At 53.7% G+C, this 17814-nt stretch carries 20 protein-coding genes; 4 read left to right on the top strand and 16 right to left on the bottom strand.

Annotated features, from left to right (window positions below):
- Positions 1–40: 40 nt before the first annotated feature.
- From FKW19_RS06755 to purB, 9 genes are all read right to left on the bottom strand, one after another.
- Complete coding sequence (locus FKW19_RS06755) at positions 41–358, bottom strand: hypothetical protein (RefSeq protein WP_089178941.1); 318 nt, start codon at positions 356–358, stop codon at positions 41–43.
- Between the two features lie 72 nt (positions 359–430).
- Positions 431–769 (bottom strand): Grx4 family monothiol glutaredoxin, encoded by a 339-nt coding sequence (gene grxD / locus FKW19_RS06750; protein ID WP_006115271.1) that lies wholly within the window; start codon positions 767–769, stop codon positions 431–433.
- 27 nt (positions 770–796) lie between these two features.
- Positions 797–1027: a BolA/IbaG family iron-sulfur metabolism protein gene (locus FKW19_RS06745; RefSeq protein WP_006115272.1), complete on the bottom strand. Its 231-nt coding sequence runs from the start codon at positions 1025–1027 to the stop codon at positions 797–799.
- A 27-nt stretch (positions 1028–1054) separates the two neighbouring features.
- A complete protein-coding gene (purL, locus tag FKW19_RS06740) occupies positions 1055–3259 on the bottom strand; it encodes a phosphoribosylformylglycinamidine synthase subunit PurL (protein WP_089178942.1) in 2205 nt (734 codons plus the stop codon).
- Positions 3256–3957 (bottom strand): phosphoribosylformylglycinamidine synthase subunit PurQ, encoded by a 702-nt coding sequence (gene purQ, locus FKW19_RS06735; RefSeq protein ID WP_035351398.1) that lies wholly within the window; start codon positions 3955–3957, stop codon positions 3256–3258. Before purQ ends, purL begins: the two co-directional genes overlap by 4 nt.
- Positions 3954–4325, bottom strand: a complete 372-nt coding sequence (locus FKW19_RS06730) for a Rap1a/Tai family immunity protein (protein ID WP_035351396.1) — start codon at positions 4323–4325, stop codon at positions 3954–3956. Before FKW19_RS06730 ends, purQ begins: the two co-directional genes overlap by 4 nt.
- Positions 4322–4564, bottom strand: a complete 243-nt coding sequence (purS, locus tag FKW19_RS06725; RefSeq protein WP_063354001.1) for a phosphoribosylformylglycinamidine synthase subunit PurS — start codon at positions 4562–4564, stop codon at positions 4322–4324. Before purS ends, FKW19_RS06730 begins: the two co-directional genes overlap by 4 nt.
- Positions 4565–4592: 28 nt before the next feature.
- Entirely contained in the window at positions 4593–5360 is a 768-nt protein-coding gene (gene purC, locus FKW19_RS06720) for a phosphoribosylaminoimidazolesuccinocarboxamide synthase (protein ID WP_089178943.1), read from the bottom strand.
- A 153-nt stretch (positions 5361–5513) separates the two neighbouring features.
- The gene (gene purB / locus FKW19_RS06715) at positions 5514–6863 is read right to left on the bottom strand and encodes an adenylosuccinate lyase (RefSeq protein ID WP_089178944.1); all 1350 of its coding nucleotides are present in this window, start codon (positions 6861–6863) and stop codon (positions 5514–5516) included.
- A 171-nt stretch (positions 6864–7034) separates the two neighbouring features.
- Between purB and FKW19_RS06710 the strand changes: the two genes are divergently transcribed.
- Genes FKW19_RS06710 through FKW19_RS06695 form a run of 4 tightly spaced genes read left to right on the top strand, consistent with a single transcriptional unit; the run spans position 7035 to position 10690 of the window.
- The gene (locus FKW19_RS06710) at positions 7035–7646 is read left to right on the top strand and encodes a TerC family protein (protein WP_089179913.1); all 612 of its coding nucleotides are present in this window, start codon (positions 7035–7037) and stop codon (positions 7644–7646) included.
- 58 nt (positions 7647–7704) lie between these two features.
- Entirely contained in the window at positions 7705–9681 is a 1977-nt protein-coding gene (locus FKW19_RS06705) for a lytic transglycosylase domain-containing protein (RefSeq protein ID WP_089178945.1), read from the top strand.
- A gap of 1 nt (position 9682) precedes the next feature.
- The gene (locus FKW19_RS06700) at positions 9683–10159 is read left to right on the top strand and encodes a phosphatidylglycerophosphatase A (RefSeq protein WP_089178946.1); all 477 of its coding nucleotides are present in this window, start codon (positions 9683–9685) and stop codon (positions 10157–10159) included.
- A gap of 18 nt (positions 10160–10177) precedes the next feature.
- Positions 10178–10690, top strand: a complete 513-nt coding sequence (locus tag FKW19_RS06695) for a CinA family protein (RefSeq protein WP_089178947.1) — start codon at positions 10178–10180, stop codon at positions 10688–10690.
- 58 nt (positions 10691–10748) lie between these two features.
- Here the strand turns inward: FKW19_RS06695 and FKW19_RS06690 are convergent, their stop codons facing one another.
- The 7 genes from FKW19_RS06690 to pdhA all read right to left on the bottom strand — a co-directional run.
- The gene (locus FKW19_RS06690; RefSeq protein WP_035351380.1) at positions 10749–11174 is read right to left on the bottom strand and encodes a hypothetical protein; all 426 of its coding nucleotides are present in this window, start codon (positions 11172–11174) and stop codon (positions 10749–10751) included.
- A 149-nt stretch (positions 11175–11323) separates the two neighbouring features.
- Entirely contained in the window at positions 11324–11812 is a 489-nt protein-coding gene (locus FKW19_RS06685) for a type II toxin-antitoxin system RatA family toxin (protein ID WP_006115282.1), read from the bottom strand.
- Positions 11812–12792, bottom strand: coding sequence for a lipoyl synthase (lipA, locus tag FKW19_RS06680; RefSeq protein ID WP_089179914.1), 981 nt, complete (start codon positions 12790–12792; stop codon positions 11812–11814). Before lipA ends, FKW19_RS06685 begins: the two co-directional genes overlap by 1 nt.
- A gap of 121 nt (positions 12793–12913) precedes the next feature.
- Entirely contained in the window at positions 12914–14326 is a 1413-nt protein-coding gene (lpdA, locus tag FKW19_RS06675; RefSeq protein WP_089178948.1) for a dihydrolipoyl dehydrogenase, read from the bottom strand.
- A gap of 30 nt (positions 14327–14356) precedes the next feature.
- Positions 14357–15604 (bottom strand): pyruvate dehydrogenase complex dihydrolipoamide acetyltransferase, encoded by a 1248-nt coding sequence (locus FKW19_RS06670; RefSeq protein WP_006115285.1) that lies wholly within the window; start codon positions 15602–15604, stop codon positions 14357–14359.
- An 11-nt stretch (positions 15605–15615) separates the two neighbouring features.
- On the bottom strand, positions 15616–16965 hold the full coding sequence (locus FKW19_RS06665) for a pyruvate dehydrogenase complex E1 component subunit beta (protein ID WP_089178949.1): 1350 nt from the start codon (positions 16963–16965) through the stop codon (positions 15616–15618).
- 8 nt (positions 16966–16973) lie between these two features.
- Positions 16974–17814 (bottom strand): pyruvate dehydrogenase (acetyl-transferring) E1 component subunit alpha (gene pdhA / locus FKW19_RS06660; protein ID WP_150395941.1); only part of this gene is annotated, 841 nt, incomplete at its 5' end.

Here is a 17814-nt window from a genome sequence, read left to right as displayed (position 1 = left end):
GAACGCCTTTAAAACGTAAGTGGGTGTAAAAGAGAAAAGATTAGGTGCGGTGGCGGCGCTTTACACTATGTGCAGAAACGGCATGCGCAGGATGGTAGCTTACAAGGCGCACCATGCTATGGGCTTTACCATGCTGCGCAGCGGCCAGAACAACACGGTGTGAAGACTTGGCTGCAGCAACGTGCCGCACATGATGCACAACTGGCGGCGGCGCTGCTGTAAGCGCCGCAAAAGTCAGCTTACTGGCTTCCAGATCAGAAATAATGCGTTCTGCCCGAGCAGAGGAAGATGTGGTGACTAACCCTACGCCAAGTGCTGTAAGAGCAAGAGCGCCACGTACAACCGCAACTCGTTTCATTAATCTGATCCCAACCTGTTTCTCTTTTCTTCAGGAACTATACAGCCCCTTCCCCACTTGACAACCTAAAAATCAGGCTGGGGCGTTACAAGGAATGTTTTTTTCCTTGAACAGGTTTTGGAGTTCGCCGGACTGATACATTTCGGTAACAATATCACACCCGCCAATGAATTCCCCTTTTACGTAAAGCTGCGGAATTGTCGGCCAGTTTGAGAAATCTTTAATACCCTGACGGATGCCCGGATCAGCCAGAACATTTTCGGTTTTGAAGGGAACGCCAAGGTGCTGGAGAATCTGCACTACGCGCGCAGAAAAACCACACTGAGGGAAATCAGCATCCCCTTTCATGAACAGCATGACGGGGTTGGCTTCAATATCCTGCTTGATGCGCTGCTGTGCTGTGTCTGTCATGGTCTGATATCCTTAAAAGCTAAGTGATTAGGGAGCAGAAGTTGTAAGCGCCAGCGCATGCAGCTTGCCGCCCATGTGGCCCTGCAGGGCCTGATAGACAAGCTGATGCTGCCGCACGCGTGAAAGACCCCGGAAGGCTTCGCTCACCACGGAACAGGCATAATGGTCACCATCCCCTGCCAGATCATCAATCTTGATCTGGGCATCCGGAAAAGCCTGCCGGATATAGGTTTCGAGTTCTGTGGCGGACATTGCCATCGGTCTGCTTCCTTCCCGCTTGTTTTGTTAGTTGCTCATCAGCGTCGGGAAAAACGCTTCATGGGCTGTTTTTAGGCGTGCTGCGGATATGGTGACGCCGCTTGGCAGAATCAAATCATTTCCGCCTGAGCGCGCAATAATACGTGCAGGCACCCCGGCAGCCTTGGCGCGTTCACACAGGGCTTTGCCATCTGCCACACATGCCAGATAACGGGCCTGATCTTCCCCAAACCAGAAAGCTTCTGGCCGGATGCCGGAATCTGGGCTTTCCAGTTCACACCCAATGCCGCTTGCCATCACCATTTCTGCGGCGGCAACCATAATGCCACCATCAGCAATGTCATGGCATGCGGTAATGGTGCCATCCAGAATGGCGCTGCGCACAAAGTCACCATTGCGTTTTTCAGCAGCCAGATCGACCGGCGGCGGCGCGCCAGCTTCCTGCCCAAGGATTTCACGCAGCCAGATGGTCTGGCCGAGTTCACCTTTGGTTTCACCAATTAGCACCACATCAGATTCTGGTTGCATACCAAGGCCAACAGCCTTGTTCACATCATCCAGAACGCCCAACGCACCAATGGCGGGTGTGGGCAGAATGGCGGTGGTGGAGCCATCTGGGTTACGTGTTTCGTTATAAAGAGACACGTTACCGCTGACGACCGGGAAGTCCAGCGCTGAGCAGGCTTCCCCCATACCTTCAACCGCAGCCACAAACTGGCCCATGATTTCGGGTTTTTCTGGGTTAGCAAAGTTTAGGTTATCCGTTACGGCCAAGGGGCGTGCGCCGGTGGCTGTAAGGTTACGCCATGCTTCTGCAACAGCCTGTGCACCACCTGTTTTAGGGTCTGCCTGACAGTAGCGCGGCGTGCAATCGGTGGTAATGGCCAGACCAATGTCTGTCTCTTCCACCTTTACAATAGCTGCATCAGCAGCGCCCGGACGGCGGACTGTTTGCCCCCCTACGGTGCTGTCATACTGGTTCCATACCCATGCGCGGGAGGCCAGATCTGGCGAACCCACCAGCTTGAGCAGCGTGGCATCCAAAGAAAGAGGTGCATGCACGCCTTCCAGCGGAGCTGGTGCCTTGGGCGGTGTTGCTGGGCGATCGTAAATGGGGGCCTGTTCTGCCAATGGGTCTAGCGGAATATCAGCTTCCAGCTCCCCTTTGTGTTTAACGACGATGTGGCCGGTGTCTGTCAGATGCCCGATAATGGCAAAATCCAGTTCCCATTTTTCAAAGATCTTGCGTGCCACGTCTGTCCGATCAGGGCGCAGCACCATCAGCATGCGTTCCTGGCTTTCAGACAGCATCATTTCATAAGCCGTCATGTTCGGCTCACGCTGCGGTACGGCATCCAGATCAAGCTCGATACCCACGCCGCCCTTGCCTGCCATTTCTACGGAAGAAGATGTCAGACCAGCAGCGCCCATGTCCTGAATAGCTACAATGGCATCTGTTGCCATCAGTTCCAGACAGGCTTCAATCAGCAGCTTTTCAATGAAGGGGTCACCCACCTGCACTGTGGGGCGTTTGGAAAGTGCATCTTCATCAAACTCAGCGGAAGACATGGTGGCGCCATGAATACCATCACGCCCTGTGCGGGAGCCCACGTAAACAACCGGGTTGCCAACACCAGCCGCAGCCGAAAGGAAGATGCGGTCCTTACGGGCCAAGCCAACCGTCATGGCGTTTACCAGCGGGTTGCCATCATAGGCCGGATGGAAGTTAATTTCCCCGCCTACCGTGGGTACGCCAACACAGTTGCCATAGCCGCCAATACCACGCACCACACCATCAATAACGCGGCGGGTAACGGGGTTTTCAGGGCTGCCAAAACGCAGGGCATTCAGGTTGGCAATGGGGCGTGCACCCATGGTGAACACATCGCGCAGAATACCACCAACACCTGTAGCCGCACCCTGATAGGGCTCGATAAAGGATGGGTGGTTATGGCTTTCCATCTTAAAGATGGCGGCATAGCCTTGCCCAATATCTACCACACCTGCATTTTCACCGGGGCCATGAATAACCCACGGCGCTTTGGTTGGCAGCGTGCGCAGCCATTTGCGGGAGGATTTGTAGGAGCAGTGTTCTGACCACATCACGGAGAACACGCCCAGCTCTGTCAGGCTGGGGGTGCGGCCCATAATGGACAGCACACGACCGTATTCCTCGGATGTCAGCCCGAATTCACGGGCAAGAGATTCATCAACGGTTACAGGCTTATTCACCGGACTACAGCCTCCACCAGACCTTGGAATAGCGGCAGACCATCTTCACCGCCCATCAGAGGATCAACCAGATCTTCTGGATGAGGCATCATGCCGCAAATGCGTTTGTTTTCGCTAAGAATGCCCGCAATGCTGTTAACGCTGCCATTAGGGTTACTATCGGCATCATCAGCCTGCACGTTGCCTTTGGCATCGGCGTAGCGGAAAGCCACAAGGCCTTCGCCTTCAAGCCGTTCCAGCGTGGCGATATCTGCCGTGTAATTGCCATCACCATGCGCCAGCGGAGTGCGGAAGACATCGCCCTTTTTCCACTTATGGGTGAAAGGCGTATTTTCGGCCTCAACCTTCAGGTAGCAGTCCTGAGACAGAAAGCGCAAATTGGCGTTGCGCAACAGCGCACCGGGCAGCAGCCCTGTTTCTGTTAAAATCTGGAAGCCGTTGCAAACGCCCAAAATATGGCCACCCTTCTGGGCGTGGGCTTTGATAGCCCCCATGATGGGAGAATGCGCGGCCATAGCGCCACAGCGCAGATAATCGCCATAGCTAAAACCACCTGGCAACACGACCAGATCGGTATCTCCCAGATCTGTTTCATGGTGCCAGATCATGCGCGGGGCCTGCCCTGTAACACGCTTAAGGGCAATGGCCATATCGCGCTCCCGGTTCGTACCGGGGAATACGATAATTGCTGCTTTCATTTTTTCACACTGCACGGATAAGAGGCATGCAGGGCGGCAAAAACACTTTCACCAACCGGCTTGTCCAGCGTTTCGGAATGCGCTTTCAGCCAAGCAAGAACCTTGGAGCGCATTACGGGCATGGTTTCTGTAGTAGGCACACAAAAACCAGCAGGCGCGGATGGATCACCCTCGTTCCGATCATTGATTTTGGAAAGAGAGACACCATCCGTCAGGCCACCAATATAGGCATCGCAAATGCCAGCGCTGGTGGGGCGTGTGCACAGGCGGGCAAAGTTACCTGCCTTCATGGGCGCAATGCGCTGGGCATGGGCAAAGCCCGGTGCCGCACATGCCAAGGCCAGTGCTACAAGGAGGGTGCGCTTCATTCCACCACCTCTACAGCGTAATCTTCAATCACCAGATTGGCCAGCAGGTCACGCGCCATGGCATCGGCTTTTTTCTGGGCTTCTTCGGCTTTAGCGCCGGGCAGATCCAGTTCAATCACCTTGCCCACGCGCACATCCTGCACGCCTTCAAAGCCAAGTGTTTGCAATGCGTGGCTGATGGCCTTGCCCTGCGGATCCAGAACACCGTCCTTTAGCATGACGGTTACACGTACCTTCATTTTCAAGCTCCCGTTGCCACCAGCGTGGTTACTGAACCGTTTCCGGCCCTTTCATATCTCCGCCTGCCCCGTTTTCTGGCAGGATACCCATGCGGCGCGCCACTTCCTGATAGGCTTCTTTTACGTTGCCCATATCGCGGCGGAACCGGTCTTTATCCAGTTTTTCGTTTGTGTGCATATCCCACAGGCGGCAGTTATCGGGCGAGATTTCATCCGCCAGCACAATCTGCATATCTTCGCCTTCCCAGATACGGCCAAACTCCAGTTTAAAGTCTACCAACTGGATGCCAATGCCGCTGAACAGGCCGCACAGAAAGTCATTTACCCGCATGGCCATGCCGGTAATTTCTTCCACATCGTGCGGGCAGGCCCAGCCGAAGGCGATGATGTGGTCTTCTGAAACCAGAGGATCACCCAGCGCATCATTCTTGTAATAGAATTCCACAATCGGGCGTGGCAGGCGCTCACCTTCGGGAATATCAAAGCGCTTGGAAATGCTGCCAGCGGCAATATTGCGCACAACCACTTCCAGCGGAATGATTTCCACTTCCTTCACCAACTGCTCACGCATGTTGATGCGGCGGATAAAGTGCGTGGGAATGCCAATCTCCTGCAACCGCAGCATCAGAAATTCACTGATACGGTTGTTCAGAACGCCTTTCCCGGTAATTACGCCGCTTTTTGCGCCGTTCCCTGCTGTGGCATCATCCTTGAAATATTGCACAAGGGTGCCAGGTTCGGGGCCTTCAAAAAGGATTTTGGCTTTACCTTCATAAAGCTGACGCCGACGGGCCATGATGATCCTTACCTGTCGAAAAAGGGTAAGCCAGTTCGGGCAGAACTGGCTATTATTCAAGGGGCCAGCCAGTATGGCCCCTTATATGCTAAATATGGTTCATAGCAGGCTTCCGGGTAGGAAGATATATCCTGCTATGACAAGGGAGCCTGCTTACTGGCGGGGCCCTGTTTCACCAAAGATTTTTTCGTAATGGGTATCCAGCGCCTTCAGGTGCTGGCGGCTATCCATTGCCGCGTCCAGAACGTCTGGAGAGATACGGCCAGAAATTTCCGGATCTGCATCCAGATTTTCACGGAAAGTTTTGCATTCTGGCGTGCCCAGTTTGGTCCATGTTTCCATGGCGTTACGCTGCACGATCCGGTAGGCATCTTCCCGCGAGAGGCCAGCTTTGGCCAGTGCCAGAAGCACTTCGCCGGAATGTACCACACCGCCAAGGCTTTCAATGTTAGCGGCCATGCGGTCTGGATACACCAGCATTTTGGAGATCATGCCGGACAGGCGCACAAGGGCAAAATCCAGCCCGATTGTGGCATCTGGGCAGATGTTTCGTTCTACAGAAGAATGGCTGATATCGCGTTCATGCCACAGTGCTACGTCTTCCAGTGCCGGAATAACGGCGGCCCGTACCAGACGAGCCAGCCCCGTAAGATTTTCGGTCAGCACCGGGTTGCGCTTGTGCGGCATGGCGGAAGAGCCTTTTTGGCCCTTATGGAAGAATTCTTCTGCTTCACGCACTTCAGAACGCTGGAGGTGGCGTACTTCAATTGCCAGACGTTCAATACCGCTGGCAATAACAGCCAGAGCACAGAAATAAGCAGCATGCCGATCACGCGGGATAACCTGCGTAGAAACGGTTTCCGGTTTCAGGCCCAAGCGTTCTGCCACGTAGGATTCAACGCGCGGGTCTAGATGTGCATAGGTGCCAACAGCGCCAGAAATAGCACAGGTGGCAATTTCAGCGCGTGCGGTTTCAAGCCGTTCTTTGTTACGGGCAAATTCTGCGTAATGGCCAGCCAGCTTTAGCCCGAAAGATGTGGGTTCGGCATGAATGCCGTGGCTGCGGCCAATGGTGAGAGTGTGTTTGTGTTCGAAAGCGCGTGTTTTCAACGCGTCCAAAACACCATCCAGATCTTTCAGCAGCAGGTCTGTTGCCTGCACAAGCTGCACGGCAAGGCAAGTATCCAGCACATCGGATGATGTCATGCCCAAGTGCACAAAGCGGCTTTCGGGGCCAACCTTTTCTGCCAGCCATGTCAGAAAGGCAATAACATCATGCCGGGTTTCGGCTTCAATTTCATCAATGCGGGCCAGATCGGCATCAGAAAAAGCGGCCATTGCGGCATCGCCCTTTTCGCGCACCACCTTGGCGGCTTCCTTGGGCACGGTGCCATATTCAGCCATGGCTTCACACGCCAGCGCTTCAATTTCAAACCAGATGCGATAGCGGTTTGTGGGAGACCAGATGGCGGCCATGACGGGGCGAGTATAACGCGGCACCATAACGCAGAATTCCTTAACCAAAAAAATAAAGCCAACAGGTGGCGTCTCTCTAGCGGATTTCGTGCCTTTCGTCTGCCCGCAAAGCGGAAAACTTTGACTTTTTGTGTTCCTTCCCGAAACTGCCGCCTTTTCGGGCGTATTTTGCCCCTTGTTTTTCGAATCGGAGCTTACGTGAACGGCTTTCTAGATTCCTTCAGCCTGACAGCATTTGTCGCCTTTTTGCAGGTTGTGCTGATTGATGTGACACTGGCGGGGGATAACGCCGTTGTTATTGGTATGGCGGTGCGGTCTCTTTCTGGCGCACAGCGGCGGAAAGCTATTCTTGCCGGTGTGGGGCTGGCGGCCATTATCCGTATTTTGCTGGCTCTGGTGGCTGTGCGGCTGTTGGAGATTGTGGGCCTTACGCTGGCCGGTGGCTTTTTGCTGCTTTGGGTATGCTGGCGCATGTACCGCGAAATGCGGGAAAACCATGCGAATGACGATACAGGCCCCGCACCCCCAGGAAGTTTGGGGAAGGCTATTTTCCGTATCCTGATAGCAGATTTATCCATGAGCTTGGATAACGTGCTTGCTGTTGCCGGTGCTGCGCGAGAGCATCCGGCTATTTTGATAGCCGGTCTTGCACTTTCCGTACTGCTTATGGGGTTGGCGGCTTCTGTTATTGCGCGCTTGCTGGATAAATATAAGTGGATTTCCTGGGTTGGCCTGCTGATTGTTCTGGCTGTTGCCATAGAACTGATAGTTAAAGGTGGTGGCGAAGTTTGGGGGCATTTGCCCCACTGATTTTTGGGCAGTGCGGAAAGCACTTGCCAACGTGCGGGAAACGCGCTGATTCTGCGGTATGAGACGTTTTGCGATTTCTTACCGATACCGCCTTGTGGCGGCTGTTTCTCTGGCGTGTGTGGGGCTGAGCGCCTGCTCGTCTCCCTCGTCAGAACAGCAAGGAGCTTCTGAAAACCGTTTGGCATGGCCAACGGAGCAGCAGGCCGCCCAAGGCACGCCCCCTACAAGTGATGTTGCCAGCCGGTTGACTGTTTGGCTGGGGTTGGTGAAATCCTCGCAGAACAGTGTGCAGGCTTATGCTGATTTTCTGCAAACGCGTCCAGTATGGCCCCGCTGGCAGTTGTTGACATCGCGCATGCAACTTGCTTTGGCCAAGGAAGCAGATCCGGCAGTGCTGGCCCGGCTATGCGCTTCGCAAAATCTGACATACGGCCCAGCGCTTGCGCAATGTGCCACACAGGTTCCGGCTTCGGCAGATTTAAGCAAACGTTTGAATACAGAAGCCGCACAGGCATGGGCAAATGGCAACGATGCCAGTTCCGCAGCCACCGCTTTGCAAAGCAATTTTGCATCTGCCATCACGCCAGAACGTTCTTGGTTGCGGTTTGATCGTGAAGAAAAAAATGGGCTGGTAGCGGCTGCCAAGCAAACCTTGCCCTATCTTTCTGCCCAAAAACAGCCACTGGCACAGGCCCGCTTAGCTTTCCGTGCAGATGACCCGGCAGCAGAAACACTGGCCGCTGCCCTACCCGCTAACCAGCGGTCTGATCCGTACCTTATTCTCGATCATGCGCGCTGGCTGCGCAAACAACAGCGTTATGATGAAGCCGTGGCACTATGGAAAAGCGCTGGGGCAGAGGCTGAACGCAGCACACATGGTGCCTCATTCTGGCGAGAGCGGGATACGCTGGCGCGTGAATTGATTCAGGCTGGGCGTGCCGCAGATGCTTTTGCTGTAGCAAATGATACAGCCACAACACCAACAAACAGGCTAGATGCACAGTTTCTTGCCGGGTGGATTGCCCTGCGCCTTCAGCATGATCCTGCAACGGCAGAAACTTTTTTCCGTCCACTGGCTCAGTCCACTGCGCTTATTACACGGAGCCGTGGCTTTTACTGGCTTGGGCGTGCACGTGCCGCAGCGGGGGATTCCACTTCAGCCCATGCAAATTGGCAGCAGGCGGCTGCCCTGCCCGGAACATTTTATGGGCAAATGGCTGCGGCTGCGTTGGAAGGCCGCAATAACGTGCTGCTAGACCCAGCCAATGTGCCAGAGGAAACGCGCACACGCCTTAAAGCGGAGCGTGACCCAGAAACAACCACATCGGAAGATGTTTACGTTTCTGGCAGTGAACTGGCGCAGGCTGCACAAATCCTTGTTTCATGGGGAGATCGCCCACATGCGCGAGACTTCATGAACATGCTTGAACAGCAGGTTACAAGCACGCCGCAGCGTCTGGCGCTTTCCTCTTTATCTGCTCAGTTGGGATTGCCGGATATCGCTGTAACAGTCTCCCGCCATGCGGGGCGCGATGGTGTCTTTCTGCTGCGCTCTGGTTGGCCACTTCCTTATACGCCGCCATCCAGCACTTTGCCCGCCGGTGTGGCGCTCGGTCTGATGCGGCAGGAAAGTAACTTTAATCCTGATGCCATTAGCCCTTCCAATGCTATTGGGCTTATGCAGCTTAAACCGTCCACTGCGGGAGATATGCTGCGCGTAACGGGCCTACCTGCCTCTGCAGCAACGGCTGCCGGGCTGCATGACCCAGAAAACAACATGAAGTTGGGCACAGCTTATCTGGAGCACATTCAGTCTCGTTTTGGGGCGGTGGTGCCGTATATGGCCGCAGCCTATAATGGTGGGCCTACCCGTTTGGCGCGTTGGTTAAACACAGCCGGTAACCCAGTCCAGAACGGCGCTTCTGCCGAAGAGATGATCGATTGGATTGAGAGCATTCCCTATTCCGAAACACGGAATTACGTGCAGCGTGTGTGGGAAAACATGACCATCTATGTGGCATTGGGGAACAAGTAAAATGGACATCGCACGGCTGATTGCAACATTTGGTGGTTGCGGGCTTTCACCCCGGGCGCCGGGTACGGTTGGTTCCTTGGCGGCATTAGTGGTGGGGTTGCCTTTGCTAAAGCGCCCTCGCCTTTTGGTGGCAGGTATTGTTGCGGTAACTGTGGTGGGCTGGTGCGCCACAAAACGCAGCGGCAAAGGCGAAGATCACAGTTGGATTGTAATTGATGAAGTGGCCGGAATGTGGATAGCCTTGCTAGCCTGCCTGCCAAAAACAGAGGAACAGGCCCGTGAAAAATGGTTCTGGATGTATCCTTTGCTGGCGTTTGCCTTTTTCCGCTTGTTTGACATTACAAAGCCCGGCCCGGTTGGCGTGCTGGATAGACGGCATGATGCCATAGGTGTGATGGGGGATGACGTGATTGCAGGCGCCATGGCCGCGTTATGTGTAAGAGGCGTGCGTGCAGTTGTGGGGCGCGCATCATACTAAGCGGAAGGTTTTTTGGTAATGTCTGCGACTAATGCTTCTTTTTCAGAGTTTTCTGTACTGGCGGCTGCTGAGCGCACCCTCTTTCGCTTGCGGCAGGTAGATGGGCATATGGTTACAGCGGAAAGCTGCACTGGCGGTTTGGTTGCAGCAATGTTGACGCATTTTCCCGGTTCTTCCGATGTAACGGAAGGTGGGTTTGTAACGTATTCCAACGCCATGAAGCAAAAGGTGCTGGGGGTTCCGGCCAAAGTATTGGAAAAGCACGGAGCCGTAAGCGCGCAAACTGTGGAAAAAATGGCCGAAGGCGCCTTAAAGGCTTCACCTATTGCTTCTATCTCGGTTGCTATTTCCGGTATAGCTGGGCCAGATGGGGGATCAGCAGAAAAACCCGTAGGGCTTGTATGGTTTGCAACGGCCATGAAAAATGGCGCTGTTATCTCGGATAAGCAGGTTTTTTCTGGCAGCCGGGAAGATGTCAGAGCGCAAGCGGCACAGCATGCGTTTGAGTTGATTTTGCAGCGTTTGAGCTGAAATTTGCAAAAAAATACTGCTGCCGAAACAGATGTCGGCAGCAGTATCTATGTTCACATTACTGAACCGGAACAGGTGCCGGTAGTGGGGCATTTGTTGGAACCGTAGCTGTAGGAGCTGTAGGCAGAGCTGGTGCTTTGACGCCTGTGCCAGCAGCCACCGGAGCCGGAATACCAGGAGCAGACACACTAGGTGCTGTAAGCACAGGTGCGGATGGCGCCGTTACGGCAGGTGCTGCGCCAGCAATGGCCGGAACCTGATTATTTTGTGCCGCAGCCAGGCTTTTGGCATTTAGATCAGCTGTTTCAGCATCACCATTGTTCTGTGCAGATTTTTCACCCGCGGCACATTTGCCTTTTAGGCAATGTTCATGATGGTGATGTGCATGCATGCCGTGATGCGTTGCGGTTTCAGCAGCCAGAGCTGGCGCAACAGCCAGAGTTGCAGAAGAGGCCAGCAGAGCTGCTGCGAAAAGTTTTTTCATATGGATATATTCCTTAATAAGGTTGAATCGCCTTTTCACAGGCAATTCCCATATTCCACAATAGGTTACAGAAAATTGCCTGCGTGCATCATAAGCAGGGTTTCAACCGAAACAAAGGATATAAACCAAAGAAAATATCCACTCTGCTTTCAGGTGGCAGGGTGTTCACTGGTACAGGTTGTTGTTGTGTTGGTGATGGGCGTTTGTGGCGGCCCATATACTTCGCGCGCGCGTTTGATAAAGGCAGAAACCATCAACCGTGTGGCTTCTGTAAACACCACGCCAATAGCGGCCTGCAAAATGCGCGAACGGAATTCAAAATCTACAAAAAATTCTACAAGGCAACCTTCGGGCGTTGCAGTGAATTTCCAGATATTGCGCAAATACCTAAAAGGCCCGCGCTCATACCGAACAGTAATGGATGATGGGCGGTCTAGCGTAACGCGCGATGTAAAACTTTCCCGGAATGGGCCAAAACCAATGGTTAAGTCCGCAACCAATTCTGTAGCGGTGCGCGTGCGCACTTTGGCTGCAACGCACCAAGGCAGAAACTTGGGATAATGACCAACATCGGCAACAAGATCAAAAATCTGATCCGGGCGATAAGGTAAAACACGCTTTTCTGCGTGCTGTGGCATTACTGATCCTCCTTCAGGCGGGCATTGCGTGTTTCACGCAGTGCGGCAAAGTCGGCATCGGCATGGTAGGAGGAGCGCGTAAGTGGGCTGGAACTTACCTGCAAAAAGCCTTTTACGCGTGCCATTGTGCCGTAGTCCTCAAACTCTGCCGGGGTAACAAAACGTGCAACTGGGGCATGTTTGGCTGTTGGTTGGAGATACTGGCCCATTGTAATAAAATCTACATCTGCCACGCGCAGATCATCCATGACCTGAGCGAGTTCCATCTTTTCTTCCCCCAAACCAAGCATGAGCCCAGATTTGGTAAAGATGGACGCATCAAGCTGTTTAACCCGATCCAATAAGCGCAAAGATTGGTAGTAACGCGCCCCCGGCCGAATGGTCGGATACAAGCGTGGCACAGTTTCCAAATTGTGGTTGAAAACATCAGGCCGTGCTTCAACAACCACTTCTAAGGCATTCTTTTTACGCAAAAAATCAGGTGTCAGGATTTCGATGGTTGTATCTGGCGCCGCCGCACGAATAGCATGAATAACGCGGGCAAAATGGTGCGCGCCCCCATCTTCCAAATCATCCCGATCTACCGATGTAATAACCACATGCCGCAACCCAAGGCGTGCCACCGCTTCTGCCACACGGGCGGGTTCATCCGCATCCAACGCATGCGGCAGGCCGGTAGTAACATTGCAAAATGCACAGGCCCGGGTGCAGATTTCCCCCATGATCATCATGGTGGCATGGCGTTGAGACCAGCATTCCCCAATGTTGGGGCATGCGGCTTCCTCACACACAGTTACCAGTTTGTTGCTGCGCATAAGAGCACGTGTTTCGTGGTAAATGGGGTGATTGGGCGCCTTAACGCGTATCCAGTCCGGTTTGCGGGCTATGGGGTTGTCTGGCCGATGTGCTTTTTCTGGATGACGCAGCTTGTTGGGGCTGCTGCCTCCTGTTCGATGATCAATCACAACGCGAATAGACATATCTTTGCCCGCTTTTGCCAAGGGTTACCACAGAACTGGAACGCTCCTGCCGTGGCGTCAAGGCAGGAACGCGCCATATAGTGTTCTGGCAACATCAAACCCTTGAGATGATACACCAAAACTAGAAGTGAAGCGCTCCATCATAAGCGGCCAGAACAGCTTCGTGCATGGATTCAGAAATGGTGGGATGTGGGAAAATGGTTTCCATCAGCTCGGCTTCGGTCAGCTCTGCTGTGCGGGCAATAACAAAGCCTTGGATCATTTCCGTAACTTCCGCACCAATCATATGTGCACCCAGCAGCTCACCTGTCTGGGCATCAAATACAGTTTTCACCATGCCTTCTGGTTCACCCATAGCAAGTGCTTTTCCGTTTGCCATAAGCGGGAACTTGCCAACCCGCACTTTATAGCCCGCTTCCTTTGCGCGTGCTTCCGTATAACCAACAGAAGCCACCTGTGGGCGGCAGTATGTGCAGCCGGGAATTTTTGTAATATCAATAGGATGCACGGTTTTGCCAGCAATAGCTTCAACGCACATAACAGCTTCATGGCTGGCTTTGTGCGCAAGCCACGGGGCACCTGCCAAGTCACCAATGGCGTAAACACCGGGCTCACCCGTGCGGCACAGATCATCCGTTACCACATGTGTGCGGTCTACTTTGATCTTGGTGCCTTCCAGCCCGATGTTTTCAACATTGCCCACAATGCCTACAGCAGAAATAACGCGGTCCACGGTAATGGTTTCCGTTTTGCCGCCCACCTCTACTGGCACAGTAACATCGTTCTTGCCCTTTTTCAGCGCTCCAACCTTGGCGCTGGTAAGAACACGCATGCCCTGTTTTTCAAACTCCTTACGCGCCAAGGCGCTGATTTCTTCATCTTCTACGGGCAGAATGCGCGGCGCAACCTCCACCAGCGTAACTTCAGAACCCATATTGCGGTAGAACGAGGCAAATTCTGTGCCGATAGCGCCAGACCCAATGACCAGTAGCCGTTTGGGCAGTTCATCTGGCACCAAGGCTTCCCGATAAGACCAGACAAGTTTGCCGTCTGCTTCCAGCCCCGGCAGCGCACGTGCGCGTGCTCCTGTGGCCAGAATAACGTGTTTGGCTGTGAGGGTTAGCGGCGCACCACTTTCTGGCTGCACCAATACTTTGCGTTTACTACCGGCAGCAACGCCATCCAGCTTACCAAATCCTTTAAAAACAGGAACGTTGGCTTTTTTGAGCAGGTGCTGAACACCAGAGGCAAGCTGTTTGGAAACGGCGCGTGAACGGGCAACAATTGCTTTAAAATCAAAGCTTACACCATCCGCCTTAAACCCATATGTGCCAAGGTCATGCAATAGATGGTTGATCTCGGAAGCACGCAGCAATGCCTTGGTGGGGATACAGCCCCAGTTCAGGCAGATACCCCCAAGGTGGTTGGCTTCCACCACAGCAACAGAAAGCTTAAGCTGCGCTGCCCGAAGTGCCGCCACATAACCACCCGGCCCACCGCCAACAACGATGATATCAAAATCAGTCTGGCTCATAATATGCCTGATCCTCAGAAAGCCATGCGGTTAGAGAACGAGTGAGAGCGGAGATTCAACCGCTGCACGGAAAGCAGAAAGCCAGCGGGCTGCCGCAGCACCATCCACCACGCGATGATCAACCGAGAGGGTAACGGTCATAACAGTGGCAATAGCCAGTTCATTTCCTTTTACCACGGCCTGTTTTTTACCCGCTGCAATAGCCAGAATGGCAGCCTGCGGCGGGTTAACAATGGCGGCAAAGTCTTTCACGCCATACATACCCATGTTGGAGATGGAGAATGTACCGCCCTGAAATTCTTCTGGCTTCAATTTGCCTGCGCGGGCGCGGGAAATCAGATCCTTGGCTTCTTGGCTGATGTCTTTCAGGCTCTTGCGGTCTGCTTGTTTGACGATAGGCGTGATCAACCCATCATCCAGAGAAACCGCAACCGAGATATCTGCATCTTCATGCAGGATCATAGCATCTTCGGTGTAGGAAGCATTCACTTCCGGTACCTGCTTAAGGGCAACAGCAGAAGCCTTAATGAGCATGTCATTCACAGATAGCTTAAAGGCATCAGCCCCTTCTGCCGGAGACATGGCATTAAGCTGTGAACGCAAAGCCAACAGCGCATCTAGCTCCACATCTATGGAGACATAGAAGTGCGGAATAGTGGATTTGGATTCACTCAGGCGGCGCGCAATAACCTTGCGCATGGTAGTGTGCGGCACAGCACGGCTACCACCAGATGCTGTCGGGGCAGAAGCCACCTGCCCTGCGTCTGGGGCTTTGTTAAGAGCCGCTTCTACATCCCGTTTGACAATACGGCCATTTGGCCCCGTGCCTTTAAGGGCTGCCAAATCAATGTTTTTCTGGCGCGCAATGCGGCGCGCAAGCGGAGAGGCCACAACCCGGCCAACAGGCTTGTCTGCCCGCTGTGCTGGTGCTGCCTGTGTTGCTATAGGAGCAGAAGCAGCCGCAGGCTGTGATGCCGTTGCGGGGGCGGCAGATGCCACGTTATTAGGCGTGTCGATATTGTCTGGTACCGCCTCGCCTTCTTCTACCAGAATGGCGATAGGTGTGTTGACGGCAACACCTTCTGCACCTTCTTGAACAAGAATACGGCCCAGAATACCTTCCTCAATGGCTTCTACTTCCATTGTGGCTTTGTCGGTTTCAATCTCGGCCAGAACATCGCCGCTATTTACGGCATCTCCTTCCTTCTTCAACCAGCGGGCGAGTTTGCCTTCTGTCATGGTAGGAGAAAGGGCGGGCATTAAAATTTCAGTCGCCATCTGTCATTCCCTCACATCAGGCCGAGTGCGGCTTTAACCACATCTTCAGGCTGTGGCAGGGCCAATTTTTCCAGATTGGCGGCAAATGGCATCGGCACATCCACACCCGTTACACGGGCTGGTGGAGCATCCAGCCAATCAAACGCATGCTCGATCACCTGCATGGCAACTTCTGCGCCAATACCTGCAAATGGCCAGCCTTCTTCCACCGTTACCAAGCGGCTGGTTTTTTTAACGCTTTCTACAATTGTGTCTGTATCCAGCGGACGCAGGCTGCGCAGGTTGATAACTTCTGCCTCAATCCCCTGCTTGGCCAGCTCGGCAGCAGCATCCAGCGCTGTGGTGACAGCTATAGAGAACGCAACGATGGTGACATCAGAACCAGCGCGTTCGATCTTGGCTTTACCGATGGGTACAATGAAATCTTCATCAATCGGGCATGGGAATTTGCGCCCGTAAAGAATTTCGTTTTCCAGCACCACAACGGGGTTAGGGTCACGAATGGCAGCGCGCAACAGGCCTTTGGCATCTGCGGAAGACCAAGGCACAACCACTTTCAGGCCCGGCACATGGGCATACCAGCTACCGTAACACTGAGAATGCTGCGCACCCACGCGAGATGCCGGGCCGTTTGGCCCACGGAACACAATGGGGCACCCCATCTGGCCGCCAGACATATACAGCGTTTTGGCTGCGGAATTGATGATATGGTCAATAGCCTGCATGGAAAAGTTCATGGTCATGAACTCAACAACAGGCTTTAGGCCAGTAAGGGCTGCGCCCACGGCCATGCCTGTAAAGCCATGTTCGGCAATTGGCATGTCAATTACGCGCTTATCGCCAAATTCCTGCAACAGGCCTTGGGAGATTTTGTAAGCCCCCTGATACTGGGCTACTTCTTCACCCATCAGGAAGACATCTGGATCATGCCGTAATTCGGCGGCCAGTGCATCACGCAGGGCTTCACGCACAGTGATTTCCTGCGTTTCACCCCAGTCTTTTTCTTCTTCAACCGGCGTGGAAACTGGTGCGGCAACAGAGGGTGAAGGCTGTGGCGCAGAGGCGGGCTCTGTAACAGCTACGTTTTTAGGTGTATCGATATTATCGGGCACCGCTTCACCTTCTTCCACCAGAATGGCGATAGGTGTGTTGACGGCAACGCCTTCTGCACCTTCCGGTGTTAGAATACGGCCCAGAATACCTTCCTCAATGGCTTCTACTTCCATTGTGGCTTTGTCGGTTTCAATCTCGGCCAGAACGTCACCGCTATTTACGGCATCTCCTTCCTTCTTCAACCAGCGGGCAAGTTTGCCTTCTGTCATGGTAGGAGAAAGGGCGGGCATTAAAATTTCAGTCGCCATGTTTATGCTCAAGCCTCCAGAACAACATCCGTATAAAGTTCGGCCGGATCGGGTTCCGGGCTGGTCTGCGCAAATTCTGCAGAGTCGTTTACAATGCTCTTGATCTCGGTTTCCATTGTTTTCAATTCTGCTTCTGTCACGCCAGAATCCAGCAGGATGTGTTTGACGTGTTCAATGGGATCTCGCGTTTTGCGGACTTCATCCACCTCATCCCGCGTGCGGTATTTGGCAGGATCTGACATGGAATGGCCGCGGTAGCGGTATGTCATCATTTCCAGCAGGTAAGGCCCCTTGCCTTCACGACAATGTTTTACGGCTTCTTCTGCTGCGGCATATACGGCGGCAACATCCATGCCATCTACCCGTTTGCCGGGAATGCCCCATGGTTCGCCATTTTTGTAGAGTTCGTGCGATGCAGATGCCCGCTCAACAGCGGTGCCCATGCCGTAACGGTTGTTTTCAATTACAAAAATACAGGGAAGTTTGAGCAGAGCGGCCAGGTTAAAGCTTTCGTAAACCTGCCCCTGATTGGCGGCGCCGTCACCAAAATAAGCTACGGAAACTTCATCTGTGTTGCGATATTTGTTGGCAAACGCCAGCCCGATACCCAAAGAAACCTGAGCACCGACAATGCCATGCCCCCCGTAAAAATTCTTCTCGCGGGAGAACATATGCATGGAGCCCCCTTTACCGTGAGAATACCCGGTAGAACGGCCCGTAAGTTCTGCCATCACGCCACGGGGGGTCATGCCCGCCACCAGCATCTGGCCGTGGTCTCGGTAGGATGTAATCAGCTTATCGCCTTCATGCAGGCTCATCTGGATACCAACCACCACAGCTTCTTGCCCG

The sequence above is a fragment of the Acetobacter sp. DmW_125128 genome, from assembly GCF_008704325.1.
Taxonomy (GTDB): domain Bacteria; phylum Pseudomonadota; class Alphaproteobacteria; order Acetobacterales; family Acetobacteraceae; genus Acetobacter; species Acetobacter oryzifermentans.
This window is presented reverse-complemented; position numbering and strand designations above follow the sequence as displayed.